This window comes from Croceivirga sp. JEA036 (assembly GCF_011882165.1).
GTDB lineage: Bacteria > Bacteroidota > Bacteroidia > Flavobacteriales > Flavobacteriaceae > Croceivirga.
Window position 1 is genome coordinate 138270 of sequence record NZ_JAATON010000006.1, and the last position, 17418, is coordinate 155687.

The window sequence follows — 17418 nt, forward strand, 5'->3', positions numbered from 1 at the left end:
AGATTCACCACAAATTAGAAAACAGTAAATGAGAATGTTCTTAAATCTGTATAATTGGTATTGCTAGCTGTATAAAAGGTTAGTTAAGCTTATACACTATGATGGAGTTTTCTTGGTCTTTAGACACAAATTCTAAAACGTTATCCTTATCCATATCAATTAAATCTATCTGTGAGCTGCCGTAAACCGGAAAATTAGGGATGGGTTTGGCTTGGCTATCAAACAAATAAACTTGTTGACTTTGCAGGTCTGTAACAGTTACGTAAATCTTGTTGTTAATGTAAAAGATTTTAGGTTTAGAGTATACACCTAAATCTAGTTCCACTTTTTTTCCTTTAATGCTTAGTACGTTTTCATCCATATAGGCTAAAGTTTTACTAGTGGCGTCAATTCCATGGTCGGCACCAAGGTTAAGGTTAGAGGCGCTTAGTTTACCTTTAGTATCTATTAAATGTAAAACACCTTTGGTATTTGTAGTAGTAAACTTGTTCTTATACAAGTATACTTCGTTTTTAGAAAAGTCTATTTTTTCTTTGATGTTTAACCTGTCTTGACCAGCACGGTGTAAAATTTTCAAAGTTCCGTCTGCTAATGGAAACAATAAATAATCTTTACCAGAAATTCTAAAGTGTTTTGGAGCTTGTATAATCGTTTTATCCGCTTTGGTAAAAGTAAAGCCATCCACAATTTTATTTTGATTATTATACATGTAAACGGATTGTCCTTGAGTAACCACAAAACGATAATTACGGTTGTTGTCATAATCAAAAACGGCTAACGGATTTAAATTTCCGCCTTCAAACTTTTTATTAAAATCACCGACCTCTTCTCCATTACGGTCTAGAATTAAGAATTGATTGTTTGTACAAAATGCCATTTGTAATTTGCCATTCTTATATAAATCTACTTGCTGAATTTCTCCTTGAACCTTCCCTTCTAATTGTTTTTTCCAGAGCAATTTACCATTGGGTGATATAAGATATAAGTTATTGTCTATATCTTGAGTTACAATCTCATAGGTGTTATTTCTATGATTTTTAACAAACTGTGGCTTTAAGTGTAAATCACTATCTAATTCTAGTGTAAAAACAGGGGCTACACTAGCAGCTACTTTTACTTTTTTGGTGTTTGAGGCAATAATATTAAAGTGGTAAAAGCCTTGGTCTGTATTAATTTGACTTGCAAAATATTGCTCAATACTGGCTTCTGAAATTTCCTTGGCTTTATCTGGAAGCAAATAGGTATTTGCTAATGACTTTATGCCGTTAGGTGTGGCAAAATAAGTGATGGATGCTTCGGTTGCCAATTGTTCCATTGTCTGTGTAAAATTTGGATTATTGGCTAGAACATTACCATTTTTTACGTTTGCAATTAAGGTTTGTAACGTTTCTTCGTTTTCTGCAAAAAGAAAAGAATTATCAAAAATAGAGCAGTAATTCGCTTCAAAATTTTTTATGATTGGCTGAAAGTTAGTAGTTATAAAATCGGGTTTACTAAGCTTAATGATTTCTACACCTTGGTAATTGGTAGTTTCTATTCTTAAACTATCAACAGTTTGTGAAAGACCTTCTCCTATGCTGCTATTTAATAAAATAGAGGTATTTTCTTTTACCCTAATAATGGCAATCTCTTCTATATTAGACAAACTACTTACAAATGATTTTTTATCTAAGAATTTACGTTGGTTTTGAATCAACTTTTGATAATCATTAAAGGTGTAGCTGATAAAGATATCTGTGTGTTGTGGTGCTATGTTTTTTGCAATGCTTGTAACGGGAGAAGTACCTTTAAATAGATTAACATAATTTTTTATAGAATCGTTCGCTTTAAGAATACCACTAAGCGAAAGTTCTTCTTGAGAAGAATTAAGGTCTAAACTCAACCAATCAGCAAAATTTTTAAGTTCAGCGGTATAACTATTTTTTATAAGGGAGCTGGTTAATGAATTAGACTTTTTTAGGTTGATAAAAAAATTAGCCGCTTTATTATCGTCAGAAGTGGTATACAGTTTTTCTAAAATTGGGTCCACTTTAGGTGTTGCAGAAGCTCTAGCTAAGTTCTCTATAAGCAATTTAGAAGAGCTTACGATTACATATGAAGATTTCTCTAATAAGTAGCCTTCTTCTCCGTCTAGAGTATAATGTAATATTTCATGACCTTCGTACTGTAATTTTTCTATTGTTTTATTTTTAATTGAAGCCAAGGAAAAGAATGAACTATCCTTCTTAGTTGCATATAGAAATTCAAAATTATTTCTACCCAATTCGTAAAAACCCATAAATCCTCTTCCTTTAGGTTGGGCATTAGATAGGATAGCAATTTTATCTACAATGCTATTGTGGGTTGCAGAAGATTGTAAAGCAGTTAGAATGCTGCTGTTTTTTAATTCACTTTTTAAGTTGTCTAAATTGTTAATTTTAACGAAGACGCTGGCATCTTGAGGTAAGGTAGCGCTGAGAGCATCTTTAATTTGTAATTGTTTTTTACAAGCTATAGATAGTAGTAAACAGATAACTAGTGTTGCCTTTGCTCTCATTTAAAATGTGTTTAGCGCAAAGTTAACGGCTTTGTTTATATATCAAAAGACAATTGTTCTGGTAGTAATTTAAAGCTTTTACGGTGGTACTTGCAAGGGCCGTACTTTTTAATGGCTGCTCTGTGTTCTTTAGTAGGGTAGCCTTTGTTTTTTGCCCAGTTGTACATAGGGAATTCTTGATGAATTTTTAACATATAAGCATCTCTATAGGTTTTAGCCAAGACAGAAGCAGCGGCAATGGTTAAGTATTTTGAATCTCCTTTAACAAAGCAAGTATGTGGTATATTCTTGTATTTTTTGAACCGATTTCCGTCTACCAAAATATGAGATGGAGTAGACGTTAGTTTATCTAATGCCTTATGCATCGCTAAAATTGATGCATTTAGAATGTTAATTTGGTCAATTTCATCTTCAAAAACATGGCAAACAGCAAATGAGGTAGCCTGTACTTCTAATAATGGTTTAAGCAGATTTCTTTGCTTTAAGGTAAGTTGTTTGGAGTCGTTAAGCATTTCATTTTTAAAAGATTCTGGCAGTATAATAGCAGCAGCGGTAACTGGACCTGCAAGACAACCCCTACCTGCTTCATCTGTTCCTGCATCGTTAAAAGAATCATAAAAAATGTTAAGCATAATTTAATTGAATTAAAAATTAACTAAAAAATTGCATAATAATTAAAGGAAACATCAAAAGATTAAAAAATTATTATGCAAGCATAATATTTAAGAATCAAATAATAAAAATTCTGTAATAATTAACAAAATCGCTTCTCATATACGTAGCTTTTTTGGATTCTTAACGATAATTTATCATTTTTGGGACTGACTAATTCAAAAATTTTTTAAATGAAATCAATGTTAACATGGTTGTTGACACCTTTGTTGGTGTTTACAATGTCTTTTTCTTTTGCACAAGAGAAAACGATTTCAGGTAATGTAACGGACCAAGACGGTCTTCCATTGCCTGGTGTATCCATTGTTGTTGTAGGGACATCTAATGGAACACAAACCGATTTTGATGGTAATTACTCAATTACCGCAAGTACAGGGCAAGTTTTAAGATTTAGTTACTTGGGGCAAAAAACAGTAAATAAAACTGTAGGCACCTCTAGTACAATTAATGCACAATTAGAGCAAGATGCTCAGGCATTGGCAGAGGTTGTGGTTACCGGTTACGGTGGAGGACAAGATAAAAGTAAAATAGCCTCAGCAATTACAACAGTTGGTTCGGAAACAATAGAATCTAGACCAAATGCTTCGTTTGTACAAACACTACAGTCTCAAGCGCCAGGTATGCAGATATCCACTGGGTCTGGACAGCCGGGTAGTAATAGTACAATTTTAATTAGAGGTGTAACTTCTTTAAGTGGAAATGTGGAGCCATTATTTATAATGGATGGAGTTCCTATAGATGAAGATAATTTTAGAAGTATTAACCCTAATGATATAGAATCAATTAACATTTTAAAAGATGGTTCTGCGTCAGCATTGTATGGTAGTAGAGGTGCTGCAGGGGTGATTGTAATTAAAACAAAGTCTGGGAAGTTTAACTCTGCGTTTAAGGTAACCTATAGAACACAAACAGGTTTTACCTCACCTCAGGATCCTAACTTTGAGACAATGACCACGGATGAAATTATAAACTTAGAAAGACTTACTGGTAATACCAATTTTGACGCCATGAGTGGTGATCCTGCTAGAAGTTTTTTGGTGTCTGAAAATATCAATACCAACTGGTCAGACATAATTACCCAAACTGGTAAGACAATACTTCATGAGTTATCTTTAACTTCCGGTAGTGAGAATGCATCTAACTATAACTCTATTTCTTACTATGAACAAGAGGGTACAGCTAGAAGAAGTAATCTTCAAAGATTCACGTTTAGAACTAACTACTCTGGGAAATCTAATGATAATAAATTTACTTACGGTTCTAATTTTACTGCTAACTTTAGTAAAAGTAATTTTATTCAAAACGAAGGGACTGGTAGTTTAGGTAATCCATTTCTTGTGGCTTACTTGGCAAAGCCTTACTTAAATCCTTTTAATCCAGATGGAAGTTTAAATACTGTAGGGCTTAATAGAGATGGTTTTGATGTAACCCCATTCGTATCCTTAAACAACACTCAGCTAAATACACAATTAGAAGAGGAAATTAAAGTGGTTGGCTCTTTTAACGCAAGTCTTGAATTATTGAAGAATGTTAGGGCGACTACTTCTTTTGGTGCAGATTTTACGCAAACCAATGATTTAATAATAACAAGTCCTTTGAGTATATATGGTCAGAATGCACCTAATCCAGATTCAGAGCTTAAAGGTTCTCAATTCGAAGGACAATCTAGAGATTTACAAATGACTAGTAATTTAGGGTTAAACTACTCTAATACTTTTGCAGATAAACACACTTTTGATATTTCGGGTTTTGTAGAATTTAACCAGAATATTTTTGATAGATTCGGATTTACCGGCTATGGAATTGATCCGCGTTTAGAGGGGTATAATTTTGCGCCTGGAGATTTAAGAGAATTTCCAGATGTTGACCCAGGTGATGAGTCTCTTGACAATTTACAACTTTACTACATTCCAGATGTATTCTCTACTAGAATAGAAACTAGCTTGTTTTCTTATTTTGGTTTGCTTAATTATGATTACGATGGTAAGTATGGAGTGGATTTGTCTTTGAGAAGGGATGCGTCTTCAAGATTTAGTTCTACAAACAAGTGGGGTACTTTCTGGTCTGCAGCAGCGAGATGGAATATTAGCAAAGAAAATTTCTTAGTTAACTCTAATGTAGTAGACGATTTAAAATTAAGAGTTAGTTATGGAACCTCTGGGAATGATAGAATTACAGGGGGTAGATTTGGAGGTACCACATTAACTAATAATCTATATGCAGTTGGTAATGGATATAATGCCTCTCAAGCAATAGTAGCTTCAAGTTTAGCTAATCCTGATTTGAAATGGGAAACAACGGAGCAATACAACATAGGTTTAGATTTCGGCTTGTTTAATAAATTATCAGGTACTTTTGATTTATATGACAAGAGAACTTCTGATTTATTTTATGCAACACCAAATACTCTTATTTCTACTTTTGGTTCTATTTCCAGAAATATAGGATCGATGAGTAACAAAGGTGTTGAAGTTAGTTTGAATGCAGATGTAGTTGATACAGATAATTTTAAATTTAGTGTTAATGCTAATGCCGCATGGAATAAAAATGAGATAACTGAACTACTAGATGGTGAATTGATTGAAAGTGGAAGAATAGCATTGCAAGAAGGAAAGCCATTCAATAGTTTTTATGCTGTAAGATGGGCCGGTGTAAATCCTGCTAACGGTCAACCTATTTATTTAGACAAGGAAGGTAATCCTACTTCTCAATATAATCCTGATGATAGAGTTTTTGTGGATAAAGGAACTATTCCAGAATTTACAGGAGGATTTGGTTTTAACGCCGACTATAAAGGATTAACGTTAAGTACATTATTTTCATTTGTTGGTGATGTTTATAGGTATAACAATGCTTACGGTGTTGCGGAAGATCCTACCTTGATTTCTTTAGCAAACCAATCTTCAACAGTTAATAATATTTGGACTACTCCAGGGGACATTACTGATATTCCTGCGGCCAGTGCAGGTAGTACCAGAAATTTATTAACTGACCGTTACCTAGAAAATGCGGGTTATTTAAGATTGCGTAATGTAACACTTGCGTATAACCTACAATCGGATTTATTAGAAAAGACTCCATTTTCTTCTGTAAGGGTTTATTTACAAGGAGAGAATTTGATTACATGGACAGAATGGAGAGGATTTGATCCAGAGGCAGATGCTTTAAGGGTACAAGATTTTTTCAACTATCCAACCCCCAGAATATTGACTTTAGGATTAGATATTCAATTTTAAAAAAAAGAAATAATGAAAAGAATACATAAAAAAGTCAGTGCGGTATTGGCGGCAGTGGTTCTATTTGTTAGTTGTGACGAACAATTAGAAATTGCACCAATTGGTTTTCTATCAGATGAAAACACCTTTGAGACCGTAGACAATTTACAACAAGGATTAAACGCTGCATATACAGGCATGACATCTGAATTGAATTTACAATTTGATATCATGACTGATGAAGTTAAGCCAGGAGCTGATAACGGTGGGCAGTATATAAATTTTTACAATTTTAACTTAAATGCTCAAAGTGGAGAGTCTAGTGCTCATTGGACATCTAATTACGGGATGATTAATTCTGTAAATAGAGTATTACAAGGTGCGGAGTCTGTTGAGGTTGCTGCTGAAGATCAAGCTGAGTTTAATAACATACTAGGACAGTTATATGCATTGCGGGCTTTTGGTCATTTTCAACTATTAACTTGGTTTTCAACGGATTATACAGATGATAGCTCTTTGGCCGTTCCTTACGTGGATTTTGTGGTAACAATAGAAGAGTTACCAAGAAATACGGTAGGTGAGGTTGTTGCGGGAATCAACGCTGATATTGCCCAAGCTAGAACATTTTTAAGCGAGACAAATGGTAATATTATCATGAATCAAGACGCCCTAACAGCAATGGAAGCAAGAATGAACTTGTATTTAGAAAATTTTGATGTTGCTTTGACAAAGGCTCAAGAATTAATAGATGCTTATCCTTTAGCTAACAGGGGAGAGTACGAGGGCATATTTGCGGATTCTGATAATACGGAGGTAATATTAAAGGCTAGACGTGTTGCTGGTAATTTTCCTGTTGGAGCTTATTATTACTTCACAGGTAGTGCAGGTCCATTCTTAGAGATGTCTAATGGGCTGTATGATGCTCTTGATCCAGCGGATATTAGATATGACGTTAATTTTTGGGAAGATAGTAGTGACCCTGATAACAATTCACATTTAATCGGTAAGTATACTGGACCCGGATTCTTGAATGATTTGAAAATCTTTAGAGTTTCGGAAATGTATTTAATTAAGGCGGAAGCTCAAGCCAGAACTAATGACTTAGAAGGAGCAGGTGAAACCATTAAGGAAATAAGAGATGCTCGTTTTGGTGTAGACACTCCCGCTCCAGTATATTCTTCCGTAAATGATGCGCTAACAGGAATTTTAGATGAAAGAAGAATTGAGTTAGCTTTTGAAGGACATAGATATTTAGATATAAGAAGGCTACGTGATGTATTAAATATTGGTATTACTAGAGATGCAAGAGATTGCCCTACTGGAAACTGTGATTTACCTGCCGCAGATTACAGGTTTAATTTACCAATTCCTTTGGCAGAATTAAATGCAAACGAAAATATGGTTCAGAATCCGGGTTACGGATCTTAAAATATACATTACATGAAAAAAATAGTATTAATCTTTGGTCTGGTTTTAGCCTTAGCTTCTTGTGATAGCACAGAAGGACCAATATATGATGTAAATAATGGTGCTGCGTTAGCAGCATTCAATAGAACGGTACAAACTTATCCTGTCGATGATTCAGGTGAGAGTTTCACAGAAGTTTTAGTAGGAGTATCAACGGTATCCGATGTTGATAGAACTGTGGTTGTAAGTATTGATGAAGAATCAACTGCGAATCCTACTGAATATACCATTGACCAGAGTACTTTAGTGATACCAGCAGGAGAGTTTGTTGCAACTGTGAAGGTGATTGGTAATTTTAATGAGATACCTGAGACAGGTCAAACCCAAGTTGTTTTAAATTTAGATTCAGTTGAGGGTGCAATTTTAGACAATCCAACTACTGGAAGATTGCAACACAGAATCAATTTATTTAGGTTTTGTCCTTTTGAAGGTGGCGCTACATTTTTAGGTGACTATGAGTTAACAACGGTTACTACGGGCATATTTGGTGTTGAAACATTTCAGTCAGGGACAGTTACGTTAACTCAAGGCGCAACTGTTGCTGATAGACAATTCTCGTCGGGTTTATATGATGCTTTTGGAGGATTTGGACCATATACCTGGACATTTAGTTTAATTTGTGGAGAAGTAGTTGTTCCTTCGGGCATTGATACAGGCGTTGGTTGTGGCGGTAGTATCGTGGTTGGTTCTCCTGAGGTTAATGCGATTTATGATAGTGCAGATGATTCAGAGATTTTAATAAATTGGACAGATGATGTAGATGGTGCAGGTGGCTGTGGCGGACCTGTTCAAATCACAATTAAGTTGACTAAGTTGTAATAATCTTTTCAGTGTTACAATAAGTTAAAAAGCCCCTCAATTATAAATTAGAGGGGCTTTTTTATTTTAAGTAGTTATTTTTAAAGAGAGAAATATTAAACTTTTTTATTGCTATAAGAAAATAGTTTAATAAGGTCGGTTTCTTTTTTTAGATTTATCTTATTTTCTTTAAAAAATAAGTCCATATTTTTTTTACTATCGAAAATATTTAAAACTTCTTTCTTTTTAAGCTTTAATTCCTTAATATTCTTGCTGTTTTCTTTGAAGTAAAAATATGTTGTTGAAGGACTAAATCTCGCGGGTTTATCCGTGCCATATGTTGTAGTTGCTGCTTTACTTTCTATAAAATTAGTTTTACGTAAGGCCAAAAGCGTATGGCTTCCACTAGAAAGCACTTCAAAGTATGTTGGCTCATTCTTGTATTGGTATGCTATATATGTATGATTGTCAACATTAATTTCCTGATATTCTTCCTTTTTTAATGTACTTATTTGATCAGCTAGTTTTAATTCAAAAGTGTTGTTATAAGTATTAAATCTTGTTGGTACTTGATAAGTATTCATTTTGTTTTTTATAATACTTGTTACAAATGATGTATATAAATATGGAGAACCATCGTAGTTATTGCCGTTTGTAAGACCGTTCACGTTAAACACTTGATTTCTCACATAATCCGTTGGTAAATCTAAGGTCATTTGGCTGTAACCACTAAAACTAATAATGGATAGTATTATGCTTAAGTTGCGTAATGTTTTTTTTATCATATTCTTTAATTGATTTTAAATTCAAATAATTCAGAAATACTTGTATTATTACTTTGGTCTATAGTTTTTATTCGCCAGTAATAAGTGGTATTTTCCTGTAAGTTAATAGATTCAGTTGTATTTTCTGTTGTTGTTAGTATAAGATTAATATTTTCTGGGTTGGTGCCTAAATAAACTTCATATGTTAATTCATCATCTTCCAAATCACTAGAATTCCATTCTAATTGTAAGTCAGAAGCTAGCGATAGTGTTTGTCCTCTTGTTGGATTTATTGGAACTGCAGGAAAAGGAGCATAATCTTGAACGCCAATTCCTTCGTTGTAAAAACGAAAACGAGAACTTTCTGCCGTTTCATTGGTGCTATTGGCCTTTGAAATAACATACCATTCATAAGGTACACCTCTTAATAGGTTTACATCAGTTTGGTTGGCAATACTTGTAGATTTTTGAACATTATTGGTATTTAGGTTAATAATGTTTATTTCATAAGTGTCCGTATTTTCCGACGCGGTCCATTGAAAATTAACCCTACTTTGTGTGTCATTCAAAATTTCTCCTGTATTACATTCTGTATTGTTCTCTGGAAAAATTAGATTGCTAGGGCTAGGAGGTACTATTACCTCTGGTTCTTCTTGAGTTGGTCCCCCATCAGAACCCCCGCATGCGTATAGTAAAATAAAAGTTGTTAGGCTTGTGAAGAATATGTTTTTTAATTTCATTTCTTTATAATTTTATATTGAAAGGAATTGTTATTGTCTTGAATAGTAATTAAATAAATTCCTTTAGAAAGGTTAGATAAATCTAATTGAAAATCTCCTTCTTTTTTATGCTTTTTATGGTAAACAGATTGACCGTTAGAGGCATAAATAGAAACAAAAAACTCTGTGTTTAAATTTTGACTTATTATAATGTTTAGCATTTCATCACCAATTGGGTTTGGATATAGTAAGATGCTATTGTCTAGTTTTATGGTTTGTTGAAACGTTCCTTGACAGTCAATATCTGTTTTAACTATAATTTCATTAATTGTACGCTCCAGAGGTAATGTTATAGATGACTGTCTTGTTTCAAAGTTTTTACCATTAATTTGAATAAAATAAATCTTTCCGCCATTCATATTTAAGGTTACCTTTTTATCTAATGAATTGATAGTTGCGTCTACATCAAGATTTTGTGGTTCCCCCAAGGATAATTCGTAACATTGTTCATATTCTTCTATGCCGCTTACTGTAATGCATAAGGTGTAATTCCCTGCAGCTAGGTTATCAAATTGAGTAGTATTCGTGAACTGTATAGACTCTGTACTATTTAAATTAGTCAAAGTAGCCGTATAATCCAATGCTTCAACTGCACTTATAGTTATAAACGCGTTGTTTTTGGAAGCGCAAGTTTCACCGTTTGTGCTAATTAGAAAATTGTTTTGCGGTAGCGAAAATATTTCACACCCATTTACATCTACAACCGCATCAAGAGGGGTGTTATCGCATAAATCTAAAGCATTAATAACACCATCATTATCGCTATCTTCATCACAGGAGTTTCCTAATCCGTCATTATCATCATCTAACTGATTGGTGTTTGGTACAAGAGGGCAATTGTCATTCACATCTAATATACCGTCATTATCGTCGTCATCGTCACAAACATCACCAAATCCATCATTATCAGTATCTAATTGATTAGCATTAGCTATTAATGGACAGTTGTCGTTAATGTCTAGAACTCTGTCATTATCATCATCATCATCATCTTGAAAACCAGTAACTATAAAATCGTCAATAACCACGCCTTCTTGATTCACTGATGGGTCGGATTGAAAAACAATTCTAAAAATAATATTGTCTTCATTAGTTAAATCCGTTTCTCCAGCAGCAGCGTTAAGCTCAAAATCGTATGCGTATTCCGTCATTGCTGCATTGGTGCCGGTCCATTGTGCTCCTGGACAATTTTGACAATCATCTTCCGTACCTGAAGTTGCGTTGGTTCTATTGCTACTATACCAGTTGGGTTCACTATTAACATTGCCAAGCACATTCCAATTGTTACCGGAATCTGTTGAATATTCTACGTAAACTATATCAAAATTTAATTCCAAATCATAAGCCATATTAAATTTTAGAACTGGAGCTAATATGGATGATAGCTCATAGCAACCACTAATTAGATAGGCTATTGTTGCATCTGGGTGGTTTCCTTGAAGATTAGTTGCCATTGCGTTCGAGCCTGAAGAAACTGAATTTAATAAGTTTCCCGTAGGAACTCCTCTTTGCCATAAACTTTCTTTCCCGTCACCATTTAATCCAATTAAGGAAGTTGAGTCTGATTCAAAATCATACAGTTGGTCTCCAGAAGCAAAATTAGAGTAGATAAAAGTGCTACTATAATTATTGTTTTCACTAAAGGCATCGTTGGGTATGGTAGCTGTTATGTTCAACGTATTTGCTCCAAAAGGCAAATTAGTAGTAGAAGGCAATGTAATCTCTATGGTAGAACCACTCTCTAAATTACCATTCCATGTAAATTCTGAAGTGTTTTCAGAATTATAATTGTAGGTTATGTTGATGGTTGTAATTTCATTAAGACCTTTATTTTCGATTGTGGCTATGGGGAATATTTCTCCACAAAGGACTGAATTTGTTACGGGAGTCAATTGGGCTATTCTCACATCATTTTCAGGTGTTTGTATGGGTAGTGGGCTTTTAAATGCGCCTCTTCCATAAGTAGAAGCCACAATTACTTCATCATCTAAGCTAATCTCTAAATCACTTATAGCCACACTCGGTAGGTCATTATCAAAGGCTTCCCATTCAGATAAGCTTTCGTCTAATCTAAAAACACCAACATTGGTGCCCACGTAAATAGGATTTTCAGTGTGTCTACCTTGGTGTGCAATGGATAGAAAAGCAAAATCATCGGTTAAATTCAAGGTTAAGTCTTCCTCTGGACCAGGGTCTCCATTGGCGTTAACAGCCACTTTAAACACTCCACGTGTGCCTGCTTGTCCTGACGTTTGGTTGCTTTGTGCAGTGCCAACTCTGAATGAAGTAGTAGCATAAATAGCTGACCCATCGGTTTGGTTGATAGCTATATCTGAAACGATACCATCAAAACGATTGAAAGCACTAAAATTTTGACCACCATCTTCACTTCGATATACAAAATCTTCATCGGCAACATAAATTATTTGTGGATTATTGGGGTCTATTTCTACATCATCCAAATAATTAGATCCGAATTCATTAGACCATTTTACCCATGCGCCATTCTCTAATTTGAATAAAGCCTTGTAAAAACCAGCAAACACATTACCGTTTAAATCTACCGCTAATGGTGTTATCCAATTTCTTTGATTATTAGGACCGTTATCTTCATCTGGTCTGCCTATGAAAGCAACAGATTGGCCTGCATTATTGGTGATAAAAAAATTATCTCCAAACTGTGTAAAACCATATATTATTTCTTTATTGCTCGGGTCTACTTCGTAATCCATTCCGTCACCACCCGTATAAACATTCCAAGATTCATTTGTCGCCACAAAACCAGCATTGTCTTGTGTGCCTCCAGCCAGTCTTGTAATGTCATTTTTTCCTGTAGATAATCTATAGAACTGGGTTACGCCCATATTTCCCGTTTTATCTTCAAAGGAAACCCCATTATTGTCAGAAATATATAGTCCGCCATCTGAACCAACAAAGAGTTGATTATTAAAAAATTTCAGCGTATGTATATCTGCATGAGTATATCTAGCGTTGTTGGTAAACCACTGGTTAAGTCTAGAGAAAGAATTACCGCCGTTGGTACTCTTCCAAATATTTAAACAACCAGTATACAATACATTTTCATCTGTAGGGTCAACAGATATTGCCAAATCGAACCATGCTTGGTTCGATTCCATTATATTTTCTGTATTGTTGGATGCAGTAAAAGTTTCGCCGCTATCCACAGATTTGTATAAACCTTGAAATTCATACCCCGGAGCAGTATCCGCCGTTAGAATATACAAGACTTCAGGGTTGGCAGGAGAAACGTCTAAAACTCTTCTACCTGAACTGGCAGGGAGAATATCCTCAATTTGCACAAAATCGTTACCGTTGGTTGTTTTGTAATACGATGCATTTGAAATTGCATAAATAGTGTTGCTATCACCTGGTTTCATTCTAAAATCAGTAATGTTTCCAGATTGCTTACTCTCCCAAGAAATACCAGCATCTTGAGATTTATACAAACCAAAGGATGTGGCAACCCAAATAATGTTAGAGTTTGTAGGGTCTACTTGAATTTCACTCATTAATCTATTATTACCCCAAGTTTCATCGTTTTCTGCACTCAGAGCAGTTGCGTTCCAAGTTATACCCCCGTCTATGGATTTATAGACGCCAATACTAAAGGAATCAGCAGCATCGTCATCGCCAGTGGCAATATATATAATATTAGAATTCTGTGGGTCAATAGCAATACCAGAAACGCCAATCTGCAAGAAATCATCAAATAAATTAGTCCAGCTTTGACCAGCATTTAAAGATTTCCATATACCCCCTGCTGGTGCTCCAGCATACCAGATATTAGAATCGTTAGGATCAACGGCTATTGCATTTATTCTTCCAGTTCCAGGTAAACTACCGGACAAGGTTCCAGGTCTGTTAGGACCAATGGGCAGCCAACTGCTTGTAGGGTTTAAAGTGGCTAAACTAATAGTTCTCTTTTTCTCATAAGAAAGTAGTAAATCATTCGGGCTGGGTAACTTACCATTTTCATCTAACTGATAATACCAGTAGTTTTCCCACCTTTTAAAGGGTTTAAAGCCACTACCCTTAATCTTGTAATCTTTATTTAACCAATATTCATTGAAATTAGAACGTATCTCTTTAAATGATTTTTGTTTAGTAAGAATTGTAGAATTCTTTTGTTTGGGAAGAGTCTTAAGGTTTTGACTTTCTGTCATCCAAGGAGCACTTTCATTAAACTGTGCATTCGCTAAGCCTGTCAATAAAGTGAAGAGCAGGAGTAACTTTCTTTTCATAATTTTTTATTAAAATGGTCGGTAAATTACTTAAAACTTACCACATATTTTGTTAAGAATTTAAAAGCATCGTTGAATTGCACCTTTTTGCTAGGAGAATTTTAGCTTTTTATTAAAAACGAAAAAATTACCTTTGAAATCCAATTTAATCGGATGAAGTTGAACAAATTCTTAACTACCTTTTTTGTATTAGCAATTTCCATTTCGGTAACGGGTCAAACAAAACCGCTACCAAATAAATTACCAATAGAAAATAAGGAAATATCTAAAAATGGGATTGTCAAAGACAGTCTTGGGCAGAAAAAAAAGAAAACAAAAAAAGAGGATGTTCAAGAAGTGACGATTGCTAATTATAAAATTATAACCCTTGCGAGGGATACTATTATCTTAGATACCAGTCTCAACATAAAAAAAGAGTACAAGTTTAACTTTTTGAGAAGAGATGATTTCGAGTTAATGTCTTTTGCAAACATAGGGCAAGCTTACAACCAATTAGGCAAAGGTGTCACTAGTTTCGATTTGTATCCTAAAATAGGAGCGCGTTCTAGAAATATAGGATATCTAGAAGTGGAAGATGTTAATTACTACAATGTGGCAACGCCGCTAACAGAACTATTTTTTAAAACTACAATGGAACGCGGGCAGTTGTTAGATGCGATGTTGACGCTCAATACATCACCAAGATTTAATGCTTCGGTAGCCTATACAGGAATGCGCTCATTGGGTAAGTACGACTATGAGCAAACACAAGCGGGTAGATTTAGGGCTACTTTTAATTATAGAACGTTAAATAATAGGTATTGGATAAGGGGGCATTTTACGGCCCAAGATTTAGAAGGAGAAGAAAGTGGAGGGTTAGCAAATAAGGAATTACAGTTTGAGTCTGGTGATCCAAACCTTTTAGATCGTTCCAGAATAGATTTGCGTTATGCCAATGCTAGTAATAATATAGTGGGTAAGAGGTATTTTTTAGATCATCAATTTAATTTAGTACGTCCTAAGCGAGACAGTATAAAATCTAGGTCAACACTTTTAGCTATAGGCCACCAATTTAATTATGAAACCAAATACTATCAATTTGTACAGACCGCAGGAGTCGCTTTTTTAGGGAGCGAATTGTATGATACGCCAATTGATGATAAGGCCACTTTAAGAACTACATATAATAGGGTAACCGCAGATTTTTCTAGTGCAACACTAGGAAGACTCTCTGTAGGTGCTTCTATGTTTTCGTATGATTATGCATTAGGGAGTATTTTAATAACAGAAGACGGTACTATTCCTGCACAACTAAAAGGAGACGAGATTGGTATTGTGGGGGATTACAATAATAGTTTAGGAGCGCTAGATGTTTTTGGTAAGGTAAGATACACCATGTCGGGAAGGTTAACAGGAAATTTAATAGATGCCGGTGTCAAAATAAGACTTTCAGAAAACCATCAATTAAATGGTGGGGTTTTTATCAGTTCTAAAATGCCTAATTACAACTTTCTCTTGTATCAGAGTGATTATGCAAATTTTAACTGGAATAATACGGATACCTTTAATCGGGAACGGGTTAAAACCATACATGGAGGTTTCAAGTCAGATTGGTTTGGAAATCTAAGCCTAGATTATTCTTCAGTGGATAACCATGCCTATTTTGGTATTCAAGGAGAGCCTACGGATGAAGATTTAGAGGCAGGTTTACAAGATACATTTGTTACCGCTTTACAAGAAGAAAATTCAATTACCTACCTAAAGGCAAAATATAATAAGGAATTTAAATTTAAAAAGTGGGCATTAGATAATACGGTAATGTATCAAAAGGTATCTCAAGAAAACCCTGTTTTTAATGTTCCAGAATTTGTAGCTAGAAATACCTTATATTTTTCCAGTGATATGTTTAAAAAAGCCATGTTTATGCAAACGGGAGTAACTTTTAAATACTTTTCCAGTTATCATATGGATGGCTATCAACCACTACTTGGAGAGTTCTACACACAAAATATAGAAGAAATAGGAGGTTATCCATTGTTAGATTTCTTTATCAATGCAAAGGTTAGGCAAACCAGATTGTTCTTAAAAGCTGAACATTTAAATACTATTTGGTCAAAAGAATATCAATATTATGCTGCTCCTAATTATCCCTACAGGGACTTTGTTATCCGTTTTGGATTAGTTTGGAACCTGTTTTCATAGTTAAATTAATATTTCTGCAATTTTAATTTACTGTAAACCAATTACTTTCCAAAAAAGGATAAAAAAAGGTGATAAAAAGTTAGGATAATAAAGGAAAAGGGTGGTATGTTTGCAGCCCGAAAAACAGCGGTATAGTTGTTAAGGGGATGAGAAAAGAAGCTCATTGACATATTGTTTTTTAAAGCGGGTAGCTTGAAAAAAAAGTTTCAAAAAACCTTGCCAATTAAAAAAACGGTTGTAAATTTGCAGCCCCGGAAAAACGAAGCTTACGAGTTTAGTTTTGAAGGAACAGCAAAGTTCATTTACATCTTGTTTATGGTGAGAAAAAAAAGAAAATAATTTTTTTCAAAAAAAAGCTTGCCAGTTTAAAAAACAGTTGTACATTTGCAGCCGCTTAGCCGATAAGGCGGCGGAGGAAATCGAGAGGTTTTCTTGCAAGAATGAAAGAAGTTCATTGGACATATTGAAGAAACGACAGCGTAAAGAGAATTACCATTTTGACGTCAAGGAATTGGGGTTCTAAGGGTATCGCGAGATATTTAAAGAACAACGATGGAGAGTTTGATCCTGGCTCAGGATGAACGCTAGCGGCAGGCCTAACACATGCAAGTCGAGGGGTAGCAGGAAAAAGCTTGCTTTTTTGCTGACGACCGGCGCACGGGTGCGGAACGCGTATGGAACCTGCCCCTATCTGGGGAATAGCCTTTAGAAATGAAGATTAATGCCCCATAGTAATAATTAGTT

Annotated in this window: 9 protein-coding genes and 1 rRNA gene; 5 read left to right on the forward strand and 5 right to left on the reverse strand. The window is 34.7% G+C overall.

Annotation, left to right across the window (positions count from 1 at the left end):
• Nucleotides 1-79 precede the first annotated feature (79 nt).
• Complete coding sequence (locus tag HCO57_RS14880) at nt 80-2536, reverse strand: DUF3352 domain-containing protein (RefSeq protein WP_167989681.1); 2457 nt, start codon at nt 2534-2536, stop codon at nt 80-82.
• A 35-nt stretch (nt 2537-2571) separates the two neighbouring features.
• The gene (locus HCO57_RS14885; RefSeq protein ID WP_136951570.1) at nt 2572-3168 is read right to left on the reverse strand and encodes a ribonuclease HII; all 597 of its coding nucleotides are present in this window, start codon (nt 3166-3168) and stop codon (nt 2572-2574) included.
• A gap of 213 nt (nt 3169-3381) precedes the next feature.
• Here HCO57_RS14885 and HCO57_RS14890 point away from each other — a divergent pair, with 213 nt between their 5' ends.
• From HCO57_RS14890 to HCO57_RS14900, 3 genes are read left to right on the forward strand one after another with little or no spacing between them, the layout of a single operon-like run.
• A complete protein-coding gene (locus HCO57_RS14890) occupies nt 3382-6444 on the forward strand; it encodes a SusC/RagA family TonB-linked outer membrane protein (protein WP_136951569.1) in 3063 nt (1020 codons plus the stop codon).
• A 12-nt stretch (nt 6445-6456) separates the two neighbouring features.
• Nucleotides 6457-7851 (forward strand): RagB/SusD family nutrient uptake outer membrane protein, encoded by a 1395-nt coding sequence (locus HCO57_RS14895; RefSeq protein WP_167989682.1) that lies wholly within the window; start codon nt 6457-6459, stop codon nt 7849-7851.
• Between the two features lie 12 nt (nt 7852-7863).
• Nucleotides 7864-8709, forward strand: a complete 846-nt coding sequence (locus HCO57_RS14900; RefSeq protein ID WP_167989683.1) for a membrane lipoprotein lipid attachment site-containing protein — start codon at nt 7864-7866, stop codon at nt 8707-8709.
• Nucleotides 8710-8804: 95 nt separating this feature from the next.
• On the opposite strand, the gene HCO57_RS14905 is transcribed toward HCO57_RS14900, so the two are convergent.
• The 3 genes from HCO57_RS14905 to HCO57_RS14915 are packed head-to-tail and all read right to left on the reverse strand — an operon-like array spanning nt 8805 to nt 14493.
• Nucleotides 8805-9473, reverse strand: coding sequence for a hypothetical protein (locus HCO57_RS14905; RefSeq protein ID WP_167989684.1), 669 nt, complete (start codon nt 9471-9473; stop codon nt 8805-8807).
• A 5-nt stretch (nt 9474-9478) separates the two neighbouring features.
• Nucleotides 9479-10192 carry a hypothetical protein gene (locus tag HCO57_RS14910; protein ID WP_167989685.1) on the reverse strand — a complete coding sequence of 238 codons (714 nt, stop codon included), beginning with the start codon at nt 10190-10192 and terminating at the stop codon, nt 9479-9481.
• On the reverse strand, nt 10189-14493 hold the full coding sequence (locus HCO57_RS14915; protein ID WP_167989686.1) for a thrombospondin type 3 repeat-containing protein: 4305 nt from the start codon (nt 14491-14493) through the stop codon (nt 10189-10191). Before HCO57_RS14915 ends, HCO57_RS14910 begins: the two co-directional genes overlap by 4 nt.
• A 153-nt stretch (nt 14494-14646) precedes the next feature.
• Between HCO57_RS14915 and HCO57_RS14920 the strand changes: the two genes are divergently transcribed.
• Both HCO57_RS14920 and HCO57_RS14925 read left to right on the forward strand, forming a co-directional pair.
• Entirely contained in the window at nt 14647-16674 is a 2028-nt protein-coding gene (locus HCO57_RS14920; RefSeq protein WP_167989687.1) for a putative porin, read from the forward strand.
• A gap of 549 nt (nt 16675-17223) precedes the next feature.
• Nucleotides 17224-17418, forward strand: a 16S ribosomal RNA gene (locus tag HCO57_RS14925); the annotation flags it as partial.